This window comes from Alkalihalophilus pseudofirmus OF4 (assembly GCF_000005825.2).
Taxonomy (GTDB): domain Bacteria; phylum Bacillota; class Bacilli; order Bacillales; family Bacillaceae_D; genus Alkalihalophilus; species Alkalihalophilus pseudofirmus.
Genome location: NC_013791.2, coordinates 2,873,815 through 2,887,341, shown reverse-complemented (window position 1 = coordinate 2,887,341; position 13,527 = coordinate 2,873,815). Strand labels below are relative to the sequence as shown.

At 41.1% G+C, this 13,527-nt stretch carries 13 protein-coding genes, 2 tRNA genes and 1 other annotated feature; of the genes, 14 read left to right on the top strand and 1 reads right to left on the bottom strand.

From position 1 onward, the window contains the following. Positions 1–165 precede the first annotated feature (165 nt). The 10 genes from BPOF4_RS14595 to BPOF4_RS14550 all read left to right on the top strand — a co-directional run bounded on the left by BPOF4_RS14595 (position 166) and on the right by BPOF4_RS14550 (position 7,461). Positions 166–429, top strand: a complete 264-nt coding sequence (locus BPOF4_RS14595) for a phosphocarrier protein HPr (protein ID WP_012959961.1) — start codon at positions 166–168, stop codon at positions 427–429. Then, positions 429–2,150: a phosphoenolpyruvate--protein phosphotransferase gene (gene ptsP, locus BPOF4_RS14590; RefSeq protein ID WP_012959960.1), complete on the top strand. Its 1,722-nt coding sequence runs from the start codon at positions 429–431 to the stop codon at positions 2,148–2,150. Before BPOF4_RS14595 ends, ptsP begins: the two co-directional genes overlap by 1 nt. Before the next feature lie 299 nt (positions 2,151–2,449). Further along, the gene (locus BPOF4_RS14585; protein ID WP_012959959.1) at positions 2,450–2,884 is read left to right on the top strand and encodes a MarR family winged helix-turn-helix transcriptional regulator; all 435 of its coding nucleotides are present in this window, start codon (positions 2,450–2,452) and stop codon (positions 2,882–2,884) included. 35 nt (positions 2,885–2,919) lie between these two features. Next, positions 2,920–3,729 (top strand): glutamate racemase, encoded by an 810-nt coding sequence (gene racE, locus BPOF4_RS14580; RefSeq protein WP_012959958.1) that lies wholly within the window; start codon positions 2,920–2,922, stop codon positions 3,727–3,729. Between the two features lie 113 nt (positions 3,730–3,842). Beyond that, entirely contained in the window at positions 3,843–4,964 is a 1,122-nt protein-coding gene (locus BPOF4_RS14575; protein ID WP_012959957.1) for a GerMN domain-containing protein, read from the top strand. Between the two features lie 147 nt (positions 4,965–5,111). Continuing rightward, on the top strand, positions 5,112–5,867 hold the full coding sequence (gene rph, locus BPOF4_RS14570) for a ribonuclease PH (RefSeq protein WP_012959956.1): 756 nt from the start codon (positions 5,112–5,114) through the stop codon (positions 5,865–5,867). Between the two features lie 3 nt (positions 5,868–5,870). Then, entirely contained in the window at positions 5,871–6,458 is a 588-nt protein-coding gene (locus tag BPOF4_RS14565) for an XTP/dITP diphosphatase (protein WP_012959955.1), read from the top strand. Positions 6,459–6,489: 31 nt separating this feature from the next. Next, a complete protein-coding gene (locus BPOF4_RS14560) occupies positions 6,490–7,002 on the top strand; it encodes a metallophosphoesterase family protein (protein WP_012959954.1) in 513 nt (170 codons plus the stop codon). A gap of 309 nt (positions 7,003–7,311) precedes the next feature. Then, a tRNA-Gly gene (locus tag BPOF4_RS14555) sits at positions 7,312–7,382 on the top strand. A gap of 2 nt (positions 7,383–7,384) precedes the next feature. Next, positions 7,385–7,461, top strand: a tRNA-Arg gene (locus BPOF4_RS14550). A 44-nt stretch (positions 7,462–7,505) separates the two neighbouring features. Here BPOF4_RS14550 and BPOF4_RS14545 read toward each other — a convergent pair. Further along, a complete protein-coding gene (locus BPOF4_RS14545) occupies positions 7,506–7,910 on the bottom strand; it encodes a hypothetical protein (protein WP_012959953.1) in 405 nt (134 codons plus the stop codon). A gap of 318 nt (positions 7,911–8,228) precedes the next feature. Between BPOF4_RS14545 and ilvE the strand changes: the two genes are divergently transcribed. The 4 genes from ilvE (at position 8,229) to ilvN (ending at position 13,502) form a co-directional block, all read left to right on the top strand. Next, on the top strand, positions 8,229–9,134 hold the full coding sequence (gene ilvE, locus BPOF4_RS14540; RefSeq protein WP_012959952.1) for a branched-chain-amino-acid transaminase: 906 nt from the start codon (positions 8,229–8,231) through the stop codon (positions 9,132–9,134). A 75-nt stretch (positions 9,135–9,209) separates the two neighbouring features. Next, positions 9,210–10,877 (top strand): dihydroxy-acid dehydratase, encoded by a 1,668-nt coding sequence (gene ilvD / locus BPOF4_RS14535; RefSeq protein WP_012959951.1) that lies wholly within the window; start codon positions 9,210–9,212, stop codon positions 10,875–10,877. A 2-nt stretch (positions 10,878–10,879) separates the two neighbouring features. Next, positions 10,880–11,133, top strand: a binding site (T-box leader). A 147-nt stretch (positions 11,134–11,280) separates the two neighbouring features. Beyond that, entirely contained in the window at positions 11,281–12,984 is a 1,704-nt protein-coding gene (gene ilvB, locus BPOF4_RS14530) for an acetolactate synthase large subunit (RefSeq protein WP_041822958.1), read from the top strand. Beyond that, positions 12,981–13,502, top strand: a complete 522-nt coding sequence (gene ilvN, locus BPOF4_RS14525; protein WP_012959948.1) for an acetolactate synthase small subunit — start codon at positions 12,981–12,983, stop codon at positions 13,500–13,502. The genes ilvB and ilvN overlap by 4 nt, the downstream gene beginning before the upstream one ends. Positions 13,503–13,527: the final 25 nt, after the last annotated feature.

Sequence of the window (13,527 nt, the reverse complement as noted above, 5' to 3'; positions counted from 1 at the left end):
TACTGATGCCTGTTTTTTGTAGGATTCCCTTTAAAACGTTTTCATGCAGATGTAAATTGCATAGTTAACGTTAGGAGGATGCAAAGAGCAGCAACAAAATTATGAAACAGAATGGGTGCATCAAACCAACCCCATTCTAAAATAAATGAAAGAGGTTGATGAACAATGGCAGAAAAAACATTTAAAATTACAGCAGAAACAGGAATTCACGCTCGTCCGGCAACACAATTAGTAAACAAAGCAGGACAATTCTCATCAGATGTAACTCTTGAGTACAAAGGTAAGTCTGTTAACTTAAAATCAATCATGGGTGTTATGTCACTAGGTGTAGGTCAAGGTGCTGAAGTAACAATTAAGGCAGAAGGTTCTGATGCAGATGAAGCATTACAAGCAATTGAGGATGTTATTAAAGAAGGGTTAGGCGAATAATGTCATTAAAATTAACTGGGATTGCTGCTTCTAGCGGAGTAGCAATCGCCAAAGCTTTTGTCCACGTTGAACCTGACCTGAATATTGAATTAAAAAAAGTGACTGATCGTGATGCGGAGATTGAGCGTTTTGATGCGGCCCTTAAAACAGCTAAAGATGAGCTGACTGTCATTAAAGACAAGACTGAAGCTGAAATGGGTGCTGATAAAGCCGAGATCTTCGCGGCTCACTTGCTTGTTTTAAGTGATCCTGAGCTTGTTGATGCAGTAAAAGGGAAAATTAACGATGAAAGTCAAAATGCCGAATACGCATTAAATGAAATCGCTAATATGTTCATCGATATGTTTGAGAACATGGATAATGAATATATGAAAGAACGTGCGTCTGATATTCGTGATGTATCAAAGCGTGTGCTTGGACATCTTCTAGGTGTTGAAGCTCAATCATTAGCAACTATTGCTGAGGAAACGATTGTTATTGCAGAAGATCTAACGCCATCAGATACAGCGCAGTTAAACCCTGTATTCATTAAAGGATTTGCTACAGATATCGGCGGAAGAACATCTCATTCAGCTATTATGTCTCGTTCACTTGAAATCCCTGCGGTCGTAGGGGCTAAAGAAGTAACGGCAAAAATTGAGAATGGAATGACAATTATTGTAGATGGTATCGATGGTGATGTCATTATTAACCCATCTTCTGATGAGTTGGCTACATACGAAAAGAAGAAAGCTGATTATCAAAAGCAGAAGGAAGAATGGGCTAAGCTTGTAAATGAAGCATCTGTTACAAAGGATGGTCAGCATGTAGAGCTTGCTGCAAATATTGGTACACCAAAAGATCTTGAAGGTGTGATCAATAACGGTGCCGAGGGTATTGGTTTATACCGTACCGAATTTCTTTATATGGGACGTGACGCACTTCCGACTGAGGATGAGCAATTCGAAGCTTATAAAGAAGTGGTTGAGCGTATGGACGGAAAACCAGTCGTTATTCGTACTCTTGATATCGGTGGAGATAAAGAACTTCCGTATTTAGACCTTCCAAAAGAATTGAATCCTTTCTTAGGATACCGTGCTGTTCGACTATGTCTTGAAAAAGATGATATGTTCCGTACTCAGCTGCGTGCGCTTCTACGTGCAAGTTCTTTTGGTCAATTGAAAATTATGTTCCCAATGATTGCTACTCTTGAAGAACTTCGCGAAGCAAAAGCTTTACTTGCTGAAGAAAAGGACAAGCTTACTGCTGAAGGTGTAGAAGTTTCAGATGAGATCGAAGTTGGAATCATGGTTGAGATTCCTTCGACAGCAGTAGCTGCAGATCGTTTTGCCAAAGAAGTTGATTTCTTCAGTATTGGTACAAATGATCTGATTCAATATACAATGGCTGCTGATCGAATGAATGAGCGAGTATCTTATTTGTACCAGCCGTATCATCCTTCCATTTTACGATTAGTAGATATGGTGATTAAAGCAGCCCATAAAGAAGGAAAATGGGCTGGAATGTGCGGTGAGATGGCAGGAGATGAGATTGCTATTCCACTACTTTTAGGTCTTGGTCTTGATGAATTCAGTATGAGTGCAACATCAATCCTTCCTGCGAGAAGTCAATTACTTGACCTTTCGAAAGAAGAATTAGCAACGTTTGCACAAGAAATGCTTAACTTAGATACAGCAGATGAAGTAGAAGCTCGTGTTCGTGAAGCATTTGTTAAAGCATAAAATATCTAGAGTAACCGTTTAAGCGGTTGCTCTTTTTTTATGAGTAAAATCATTTGACATTTCTCGTAACAGTTAGAGGAAAGCTTGCAATTCCTGCAGAAAACAGAGACAATGAGGGAATAAGGTACATATTTTAAGGGACAAATTAAGTGTTTTTAGAATGATATGAGCTTGTGAACTAAATCTTAGAGCTTACCGGCTGCAGGTTTGAGAAAACGTATAGTATATAAAATAAATTAGGACGATTTTCGTCTAGACGTTATAGACGAAATCACGTTTAATAGACGGAGGTACATTAGATGGACCATCAACAAATTGAACAAATTGAACGATCTTTAAGAAGAGTTTCAGAAATGGTTAAGCAAAAAGGAAGAGAAATTTTAACGCAGTTTCCTATTACTCCTCCTCAGTTTGTCGCATTACAATGGTTGAACGAATATGGTGATATGACAATAGGAGAGCTATCGAACAAGATGTATTTAGCGTGCAGTACTACGACTGATCTCGTTGACCGGATGGAGAAAAACGAGCTGGTAGAACGTGTGAAAGATAAAAATGATCGTCGTGTGGTAAGGATTCACTTGTTAGATAAAGGAACGACAATTATTAATGAAGTGATCAATAAAAGACAAGAGTATTTAGAAAATATTTTGCAGAATTTTTCTCAAGAAGAAGTTAATTTTCTCGAGAAGAGCTTGCATGTACTACATGAAGAAATGAAGGCTAAAGTGTAGAACGTCAAGGTTGCATAGAAATTGAGGGAAACATAGTGGATAGACCGATAGGAGTGATTGATTCGGGCCTAGGGGGATTAACAGTAGCTAAAGAGCTGATGAGGCAGCTTCCTAAAGAGGAGATTGTTTATCTGGGCGATTCAGCTAGATGTCCTTATGGTCCGAGAACGAGCGAAGAAGTTCGCACGTACACTTGGGAGATGATTAACCGGCTGCTTGAAGAAAACATGAAAATGTTAGTCATCGCATGCAACACAGCGACAGCGGTCGTTTTAGAAGAAGTGAAAAAGGAACTTTCCATTCCTGTAGTTGGGGTTGTACATCCTGGTGCAACAAGTGCACTCAAAGTGACAAAAAAGGATCATGTGGCTGTGATTGGGACGGTTGGGACGATTGAGAGCGGTGCGTATGAAAAAGCCTTAAAGTCAATTAATCATGAAGTGAAAGTGGAAAGTCTAGCTTGTCCTCCATTTGTTCCGTTAGTAGAACGTGGAGTATTTGAGGGAGCAGAAGCTGATCTGATTGTAAAAGAAGTATTAGAGCCATTACAAAATAGAGGTTTTGATACGATGATTTTAGGCTGTACTCATTACCCGCTGTTAAAAGACACGATTCAAAAGCAGATGGGGCCGGATGTGCAATTGATCTCATCTGGGGATGAAACCGCCAGAGAAGTGAGCGGGCTCCTCTATCATAATAATTTACTGTTTACAGACCAACGAAAACCAACCCACCGCTTCTTTACTACAGGAGATAAAGACCAATTTAAAACACTTGCTGATAAATGGCTTGAAATCGATATTGAAGTCGAGTCGATTCATCTAGGCAGACAAGAAACCGTCTAACATTACGTTAGGTGGTTTTTTTGTGCTTGTTATTTTTTGTAGACAAGTGGTCTAAAGTTCAAAAGTGCTCGTATACATGTAGTACAAACCATCTTTTTTTAGGAGGGGAAACAATGCGTAAGTTCTTTCGTAAAGGTGTTCCAGTATTAGTCATTTCAACCCTTGTAGCTACAGGGTGTTCATTTGGAGCAAATGAAGCAGCAAATGAAATGGATGCGCCGCCAGTTAGTTATATTGATGAAGGAGATTCGCTTGAATTAGAAGAGAGTGAAGAAGGGGTAGACGGGGAAGGGGATGCCGAAGCTCCTAGTAAAGGTGAAGAAGGCGAAGATGGTGATGAGGGTGAAGCTGAGGCAGATGCAGTTGTAGAAGATGTGCAGCGAGAATTATATCTAATCGATGAAAATGGCTTAGTCGTCCCTCAAACGTTAACATTGCCTAAAACGGAAAGTGTCCTGCGCCAGTCTCTTCAATATTTAGTTGACGGTGGACCTGTGACTGAGTTATTGCCAAATGGATTTAAAGCGGTTATACCTGCTGGGACAGAAGTCGATGTACATTTAGATGATGATGGAGTCGCTATTGCTGATTTCTCGAATGAATTTAAAGAGTATGATCCTGAACAAGAACAGCAGATTCTTCAAGCAATCACGTGGACATTAACACAGTTTGATACAGTTGAAAAAGTGAAAATTAGAATTAATGGTTATGATCAAGAGATGATGCCGCAAAATGGCACTCCAATTGGTGAGGGGGTAAGCCGAGCTAACGGGATTAATATTGAATCAAATGGTGTAGCAGATATGGTTAACAGTAAAAGCGTTACGCTCTATTTTCTAGATCAAAAAGGTGAAAACACGTATTATGTTCCTGTCACAAGAAGGGTAGGACTTGGTGAAGACTCATTGAAAGCAGCAGTCAATGAACTCTTGCAGGGGCCTTCTTATAAGTCTAATCTATTAACGGATTTTAGGAACGGCGTTGAGCTGTTATCCGACCCTTTATATGAAAATGGGGTCGTAACATTAAACTTTAATGAATCATTGTTAAGCCAGCTGGATGCCAAAGCAGTATCTGATGCAGCTTTGAATATGCTCGCGCTTACCCTGACAGAGCAAGAAGGAGTCGAGCAGGTCGCAGTACAAGTAAATGGGGAAACGAATATATTACATGAATCCGGTCAGATGACGCAGCCTGTATCTAGACCGGAAAAAGTGAATACAGGGAGTTTCTAATTGAGTGAGACAGCAAAATGCTGTCTCTTTTTTAAGTATGGTTTTAGATAATCATCTGATTTCATTGATTTCGATGGATAGGAGATAGGATATTGTGTGATTCTACAAAGGGATAGATGTTATGATATGGTAGAGGAGGAATGCAATATGAGATCAGATGGAAGACAAGTAAATGAACTTAGAGCAGTCCAGTTGGATACGGACTATTTAAAACATCCAGAGGGATCAGTACTTATCTCGATGGGTGATACAAAAGTGATTTGTACGGCAAGTATAGAAGAGAGAGTCCCCCCTTTTATGAGAGGACAGGGCAAAGGTTGGATTACAGCAGAATATTCTATGCTTCCGCGCGCGACAGAACAACGTACAATACGAGAATCATCAAAAGGGAAAGTGACGGGAAGAACGATGGAAATCCAGCGTTTAATTGGTCGTTCGCTAAGAACCATTTTAGACTTAGACCAGCTCGGTGAGAGAACGATTTGGATTGACTGTGACGTTATTCAAGCAGATGGTGGAACGAGAACCGCTTCAATTACAGGAGCTTTTGTCGCATTATCAATTGCTGTTAACAAAGCAGTCGAGCGAGGTCTGATCAAAAGCTGGCCAATTAAAGACTATTTAGCAGCTGTTTCAGTCGGAGTGGAGCCGACTCATGGAGAGGTGCTTGATCTATGCTATGTTGAAGATGCTGCTGCAGAAGTAGATATGAACGTCATCATGACTGGCGCTCATCAATTTGTTGAGCTTCAAGGTACGGGTGAGGAAGCTACGTTCTCAAGGGAGCAGCTGAATCAACTGCTTGACTTAGCTGAACATGGAATTGACGAGTTAATCTCCCATCAAAAAGCTGCATTAGGTGAGATTTCAGAGAAGATTGATACATATAAAAAGGATGAATAATTAATGAAAAATCAATTCATAATTGCGACTAAGAACAAAGGAAAAGTAAGAGAGTTTGAGCAAATGTTTGCCCATGATGGCTATCAGGTTACATCTCTCCTTGAGTATGATGAAATACCTGACATTGAAGAAACAGGGAAAACGTTTGCAGAGAATGCGGCTCTAAAGGCAGAGACACTTGCAAAAGCTTTGAACCAAAAAGTAATTGCAGATGATTCTGGCTTAGTGATTGACGCCTTAGATGGACGTCCGGGTGTTTATTCGGCGAGATATGCCGGTGAGGAAAAGAGTGATAAGGCAAACAACGAAAAAGTGTTGAATGAAATGAAGGATATCCCAAGCGAAGATCGAACGGCACGATTTGTTTGTACGATAGCCGTAGCCTCTCCAGGAGAGCCGACTTATGTTGTAGAGGGAACTTGTGAAGGAATCATTGCACTAGAACCAGCAGGAGCAAATGGATTTGGCTATGACCCTATTATGTTCTTGCCTGGATTTAATAAAACGATGGCTCAACTTTCAGCGCAGGAAAAAAATCAGATCAGCCATCGAGCCAAAGCACTTGAGAAGCTTATGAAGCAATGGAAATAAAGAAAAAATGGCAATCAAGGGAGGAGATCGTTTGAAGCTGTTAATTATGAGTGATAGCCACGGGTGGGCAGATGAGGTTGTTCAAGTGGTCGACCGCCATAAGCATGAAGTTGATGAGCTCATTCATTGCGGGGATTCTGAATTACAGGTTGATTCCAAAGAGCTTAGTGGAGTGAAAACAGTGAAAGGAAACTGTGATTTTGGAGCAGATTTTCCTGAAGAAATAAAAGAAACTTATGGTTCGCTAACGCTGTATGTTACTCATGGTCACCATTATAACGTGAAGATGACGTATGTTCCTCTGAGTTATCGTGCAGAAGAAGTAGGAGCAAACTTGGTTTGTTTTGGTCATTCCCATGTAGCAGATTGTTTTATGGAGCAAGGAGTGCTATTCATTAATCCGGGCAGCATGCGTCTGCCACGAAAGCCTAAAGAGCAAACATATGTTATCTGTGATATAACGGATACTGAGGTAGAGGTTAGCTTTTATGAAAGAGTAAGCGGTGAGAAGTTAACTGATCTATCCCGCACTTACTCGAGATGAAGAAGCAGTGGGAAGACGGTCTATTTTGACCGTCTTCTTAATAAGTAAAATTTTATCCAAAAAAAGTATAGGATTTTTGTTGACACTTACTGTTTTATAAGGTATATTTATAAGCGTCGTCAGTAACTGATCTGACCGACTTAAATGAGTAACATGCGGGTGTAGTTTAGTGGTAAAACCTCAGCCACGAGCAATACTACTATGAATCATCTGCGAGTTGTCTCGACGCATTCATCTTCTTGATATACTAGAAGAGGAAGAGACATGATTTTCGGCGAGAGCTGAATAATGCAACGATTAATTTAACATGCGGGTGTAGTTTAGTGGTAAAACCTCAGCCTTCCAAGCTGATGATGTGAGTTCGATTCTCATCACCCGCTTTGTCCCAGTAGCTCAGCAGGATAGAGCAACGGCCTTCTAAGCCGTCGGTCGGGAGTTCGAATCTCTCCTGGGACGCCATTTCTGTAATACATAATAATAAATATGATAAAACGTCTCCGTATTTATACGGAGACGTTTTTTGTTGGCCTTGCTTGCTGTCTAATTTCTCTCAAGTAATTGTGTGTGTCAGAAAGCATTGTGTCTTCCTCGTAAAACAATACACTCCAGCCTTTTTTCTTGAACGACCTTACAAGCTTCTTTTCATCTACTCCTGATGTACGTTCCATCAAAGCAAGCCTGAATGGAACAAGAGCCATGTTTACCGTCCTGCCAAACATCTTATAGTGCGGGGTCGGATAATATCCAGATTCTCTTAATTTCTCATAGAGGATTCGTTCCCCTTTTGTCCGGCAGCTATTCTCGTTTTCTTGAACTAAAATTAAAGAGGCTTTCCTTTTTTGTCTCAATCGAATATAAGGAAAGCGTTTAGATAAGTAAACCAAACGGAACAGTTGCTTACATTTCATCTTCATCACCCAACTATATCTTTTCCGCTTTCGACAGATTCTATGAATAAAAATAAAAAGAATTTTAAAGAGCTGTAACGCAAGCAGGATATAAGTGTAAGCGTATACAATAGTTCGGACAAATCTAAATTGTCAAATTATTTTACCAAAAGTGGTTGACCCTTTCCCAAAATGAGCGTATTATAAACCTCAAATAAACAACTTAGAAAAAACAAATGTCCGCTCAGGGAAGATACATTCTAGGTTCCTTTTTAGTTGTAAAACGAGCTTGGCAACATGGTTTGTGACATTGTTTTGCCTGATTGGAGAGTGAGCAGCATGAGTGAACAGTGGATCTATTTAAACGGACAATTTGTTTTGAAACATGAAGCCAAAGTGTCTGTTTATGATCACGGATTTCTATATGGTGATGGCGTATTTGAAGGCATTCGTGTCTACGATGGAAATGTCTTTAGACTAGACGAACATCTTGACAGATTGTATTATTCAGCAAAGTCAATCATGTTAGAGATTCCTCATTCAAAAGAAGAAATGACGGACATTGTTGTCCGAACATTAAGAAAAAACGAATTAAAAAATGCTTATATTCGTTTAGTGATCTCAAGAGGTGTAGGCAATCTCGGGCTTGACCCATCATCTTGTGCAAAGCCGCAAGTCATAGTGATTGCAGAGGAATTAGCTTTATTTCCTAAAGAACTCTACAAAACAGGACTTGAAATTGTAACGGTTGCTACGAGAAGAAACCGGCCTGATGTACTAAGTCCAAAAGTGAAATCACTGAACTATCTAAATAATATCCTCGTAAAAATTGAAGCAAGCTTAGCTGGAGTAAGTGAAGCACTTATGCTGAACGATCAAGGCTATGTTGCAGAGGGATCTGCGGACAATGTATTTATCGTAAAAGGCAACAAGATTCTCACACCTCCAGGATATATTGGAGCTCTAGAAGGCATTACTCGTAATGCAATTATCGAGCTCGCTAATGAGCTTGGTTACGACATGAGGGAAGAACCTTTTACTAGACACGATGTTTATGTTGCTGATGAAGTCTTCTTAACAGGTACAGCTGCAGAAGTGATTGCTGTTGTAAAAGTAGATGGGAGAGTCATCGGAGACGGGACGCCAGGAAAGGAAACGAATAAGTTGTTAGCGGCCTTCCGTAAGCGTGTTGTAGAAGATGGAGAGAAAGTATATACAGAAAAAGAACAGATAGAAGTCAGTTGAGACTAGTTAGTCTTATATAGAGATAGTAATAGACGAGCGGAGTGGAGAGAAGCAAGGGGAATTAGGGGCGATAATATGAGAAGTGACATGATTAAAAAAGGCATCGATCGCGCACCGCACCGAAGCTTACTGAGAGCCGCTGGTGTACGAGAAGATGAAATGGATAAACCATTTATCGGAGTGTGTAATTCATATATTGATATTATTCCAGGCCACATGCATCTTAATAAATTTGCAGAAGTAGCTAAGCAAGCAATTAGAGATGCAGGTGGAATTCCATTCGAATTTAACACGATCGGCGTAGATGATGGAATTGCTATGGGGCATATCGGGATGCGTTACTCGCTTCCGAGCCGGGAAATTATCTGTGATGCAGCAGAAACAGTAATCAATGCGCACTGGTTTGACGGAGTGTTCTACATTCCAAACTGCGATAAAATCACACCAGGGATGTTAATGGCTTCTGTTAGAACGAATGTCCCTTCTGTATTTGTATCAGGAGGACCGATGGAAGCAGGGCGTACAAAAGATGGCAAAAGCCTTTCACTCGCTTCTGTATTTGAAGGAGTCGGGGCATTCTCATCAGGGGCTATGACAAGAGAAGAGCTGCTTGAAATTGAACAGAGTGCTTGTCCGACTTGCGGATCTTGTTCTGGAATGTTCACAGCAAACTCGATGAACTCCTTAATGGAAATGCTTGGTGTAGCCCTGCCTGGTAACGGCACTATGGTTGCGACAAGCGAAGCTCGCCACCAATTAATCAAGGATGCAGCTAAGCATTTAATGAACTTAATTGAAAAAGATATTAAGCCTCGCGATATCATTACAGAAGAAGCAATTGATGATGCTTTTGCTCTAGATATGGCCATGGGTGGATCAACAAATACAGTTCTTCATACATTAGCTATTGCGAATGAAGCAGAAATTGAGTACGACTTAAATCGTATTAATAAAGTGGCTGAGAGAGTGCCTTACTTATCTAAAATCAGTCCTGCTTCCGATTATTCAATGGATGACGTTCATCAAGCCGGGGGAGTAAGTGCGATCATGAAAGAGCTTTGTCATATCGACGGAGCGATACACCCTGATCGAATTACGATTACTGGCAAGAGCTTATATGAAAATGTAGCACATGCAGAAATTACAAACGACGATGTTATTCGTCGCAAAGATAATCCTTATAGTCCTGTCGGCGGCCTTTCCATTCTTTATGGAAACCTTGCACCGGACGGGGCAGTGATCAAAGTAGGGGCAGTTGATCCTTCGATTAAGGTATTTGAAGGAGAAGCAATTATCTTTAACTCTCAAGAAGAGGCTCAAAAAGGAATTGATGAAGGAACCGTTAAGGAAGGTCATGTAGTGGTTATCCGCTATGAGGGACCTAAAGGCGGACCGGGGATGCCAGAAATGCTAGCCCCGACATCATCGATTGTAGGTAGAGGACTTGGTACAAAGGTTGCTCTGATTACAGACGGAAGGTTCTCAGGTGCATCTCGAGGAATATCGATTGGTCATATTTCTCCAGAAGCAGCGGAAGGCGGTCCGATCGCATTCGTTGAAAACGGGGATAAGATCCGCATCGATTTAACGAACCGTACGCTTGAATGGTTAGTTACACCTGAAGAACATGCAGAGCGTAAAGAAGGCTTTGTAGCACCGGAACCTAAAGTGAAAAAAGGATATTTAGCACGTTACTCAAAATTAGTTACATCCGCGAATACTGGCGGAGTTATGAAAATTTAATAGTTAAAACGAAGAAGAGGAAAAGTATTCATTAGAAGTAGCAACTACAGAGAGCTGCTGGTGCTGATAGGCGGCGTTGCTCTAATGAAGAAGCTCACCTCTGAGTGTCAACCTGAACGAATATTCTACTAGGGTTGGTCGAGTGTTAAAAGCACTCGTTATCAAAATGTGATAAGCCTGGCTTGTCCAAGAGGCTGAATGCATGTTATTCAGCGAACAAGGGTGGTACCGTGAAAAGAATCTTTTCACCCCTTCAGTCGTTACCTTAACGGCTTGTTGTGGAGTGGAAAGATTTTTTTATTTGATAAAAAAGATGCAAGATATTCATTCACAATAAAAATACAGAATGTTCAAAAAAGATAGTTTGTGAGGAGGAAGAGATGTGAGCACAAAGTTGCAAAGTATGGAAACCGAAACAAATGCACAAGCAAAAGAAATGTCGGGTTCTAGTATGCTGATTAAAGCATTAGCCTGTGAGGATGTTGATGTCATTTTTGGATACCCAGGAGGAGCTATTCTTCCAACCTACGATGAAATCTATAAAACAGGAATCAGACATATTTTAGCAAGACATGAGCAAGGTGCGATTCACGCAGCTGAAGGGTATGCAAGAGTATCTGGAAAGCCGGGTGTATGTATCGTGACATCAGGGCCGGGAGCGACAAATGTTGTGACAGGAATTGCTGATGCGATGATTGATTCCCTGCCGCTTGTAGTCATTACGGGACAGGTAGCAACAACAGTCATTGGAACAGATGCTTTCCAAGAGGCGGATATGATCGGAATTACCATGCCAATCACTAAACATAACTACCAAGTACGCTCTGTTGATGAGCTGCCAAGAATTATTAAAGAGGCTTTCCATATTGCAACGACTGGAAGACCAGGACCTGTACTAATCGACCTCCCTAAAGACGTATCTTTAGCAACAGGATTATTTGATTACGATAAAGAGGTTGACCTCCCGGGGTATCAGCCGACGGTTATTCCAAATAAACTGCAAATTCGCAAGGTGGTTGATTCGGTCACAGCTGCTAAAAAGCCAGTCATTCTTGCAGGGGCAGGAGTTCTGCACGCAAAAGCTTCAGAAGAACTCGCTCAGTATGTAGAACAACAGCAAATTCCAGTTGTAAACACTCTTCTTGGTTTGGGCAGTTTCCCAGGTGAAGATGAATTACATCTCGGAATGGCCGGGATGCACGGGACGTATACAGCGAACATGGCTCTCCATGAAGCTGATCTTTTAATCAGTATCGGTGCAAGGTTTGATGATCGATTAACTGGAAACTTGGCACACTTTGCTCCAAACGCAAAAGTGGCTCATATTGATATCGATCCTGCTGAAATTGGCAAAAATGTTCCGACAGAGATTCCAGTAGTAGGGGATGCCAAAGAAGCGCTGAAAATGTTGATTGAAGAAGAGGGAGAGCGCGGTGAACATCAGGAGTGGAAAACATGGTTGAGCGGGCTGAAGAAAGAGTATCCATTATGGTATGTCCAAGACGGTGAAATAATCAAGCCGCAGCACCTAATCGAAAAGATTTATGAAGTGACAAAAGGTGAAGCGGTCGTGACAACAGATGTTGGTCAGCATCAAATGTGGTCTGCTCAGTTCTATAAGTTCAACCATCCTAACCAATGGGTAACCTCAGGCGGCCTTGGAACAATGGGATTCGGCTTCCCGGCAGCCATTGGAGCTCAATTTGCAAAGCCGGATAAACCGGTTGTAGCGATCATTGGAGACGCAGGCTTTCAAATGACAGCGCAAGAGCTTTCTATCCTGCAAGAGCTGAACCTGCCAATCAAGATCATGATTGTTAACAATGCCGCTCTTGGAATGGTTAGACAGTGGCAGCAATTATTCCATGGGGAGCGTTACTCAAACTCTTTATTCCCGGTTCAGCCAAACTTTGTTAAGCTGGCTGAAGCCTATGATATTAAAGGGATGCAGGTAAATGAGCTGCACGAGCTGGAATCTGCTCTAAAAGAAATGTTTGACTATCCTGGGCCAGTCTTAATGGACTGCAGGGTAGCAAAACAAGAAAATGTCTATCCTATGATTTCACCAGGGAAAGGACAGCACCAAATGGAGGGGGTTAAGCCATGAAACGTACGATCACAGCCCTAGTAAACAATACATCTGGTGTGCTGAATCGAATTACAGGTTTATTTGCAAGAAGGCATTACAACATTGAGAGCATTACGGTTGGCGTGACAGAGAATCCTTCCATTTCACGAATGACCTTTGTCGTAAACGCTGATCAAATGGAAAATGTAGAGCAGGTCATTAAACAGCTGAATAAGCAAGTAGATGTGTTAAAAGTAAAAGACATCACAGATGAGGCAATTGTAGCTAGAGAGCTTGCTCTAATTAAAATTGTGGCATCTACGGCTCAAAGGGGAGAAATTGCTGCTCTAGTGAATCCATTTAGAGCATCGATTATAGATATCGGCCGTGAGAGCATGACGATCCAAATTACTGGAGACCATCCAAAAGTGGAAGCTTTTATTGATCTTTTGAGACCGTATGGGATCAAAGAATTGGCCCGTACAGGGATCACAGCATTTAATCGCGGTCATAAAAAACCGCTCAATGATTCCTATCGTTTAACCTTAATTAACTAATAAATTAAAAAACTAAAACAACCAA

Excerpts from the sequence above, each read along its gene's own strand:
- BPOF4_RS14595 (WP_012959961.1), top strand. The coding sequence starts at position 166 with ATGGCAGAAAAAACATTTAAAATTACAGCAGAAACAGGAATTCACGCT.
- ptsP (WP_012959960.1), top strand. The coding sequence starts at position 429 with ATGTCATTAAAATTAACTGGGATTGCTGCTTCTAGCGGAGTAGCAATC.
- BPOF4_RS14585 (WP_012959959.1), top strand. The coding sequence starts at position 2,450 with ATGGACCATCAACAAATTGAACAAATTGAACGATCTTTAAGAAGAGTT.
- BPOF4_RS14575 (WP_012959957.1), top strand. The coding sequence starts at position 3,843 with ATGCGTAAGTTCTTTCGTAAAGGTGTTCCAGTATTAGTCATTTCAACC.
- rph (WP_012959956.1), top strand. The coding sequence starts at position 5,112 with ATGAGATCAGATGGAAGACAAGTAAATGAACTTAGAGCAGTCCAGTTG.
- BPOF4_RS14565 (WP_012959955.1), top strand. The coding sequence starts at position 5,871 with ATGAAAAATCAATTCATAATTGCGACTAAGAACAAAGGAAAAGTAAGA.
- BPOF4_RS14545 (WP_012959953.1), bottom strand. The coding sequence starts at position 7,910 with ATGAAATGTAAGCAACTGTTCCGTTTGGTTTACTTATCTAAACGCTTT.
- ilvE (WP_012959952.1), top strand. The coding sequence starts at position 8,229 with ATGAGTGAACAGTGGATCTATTTAAACGGACAATTTGTTTTGAAACAT.
- ilvD (WP_012959951.1), top strand. The coding sequence starts at position 9,210 with ATGAGAAGTGACATGATTAAAAAAGGCATCGATCGCGCACCGCACCGA.
- ilvB (WP_041822958.1), top strand. The coding sequence starts at position 11,281 with ATGGAAACCGAAACAAATGCACAAGCAAAAGAAATGTCGGGTTCTAGT.
- ilvN (WP_012959948.1), top strand. The coding sequence starts at position 12,981 with ATGAAACGTACGATCACAGCCCTAGTAAACAATACATCTGGTGTGCTG.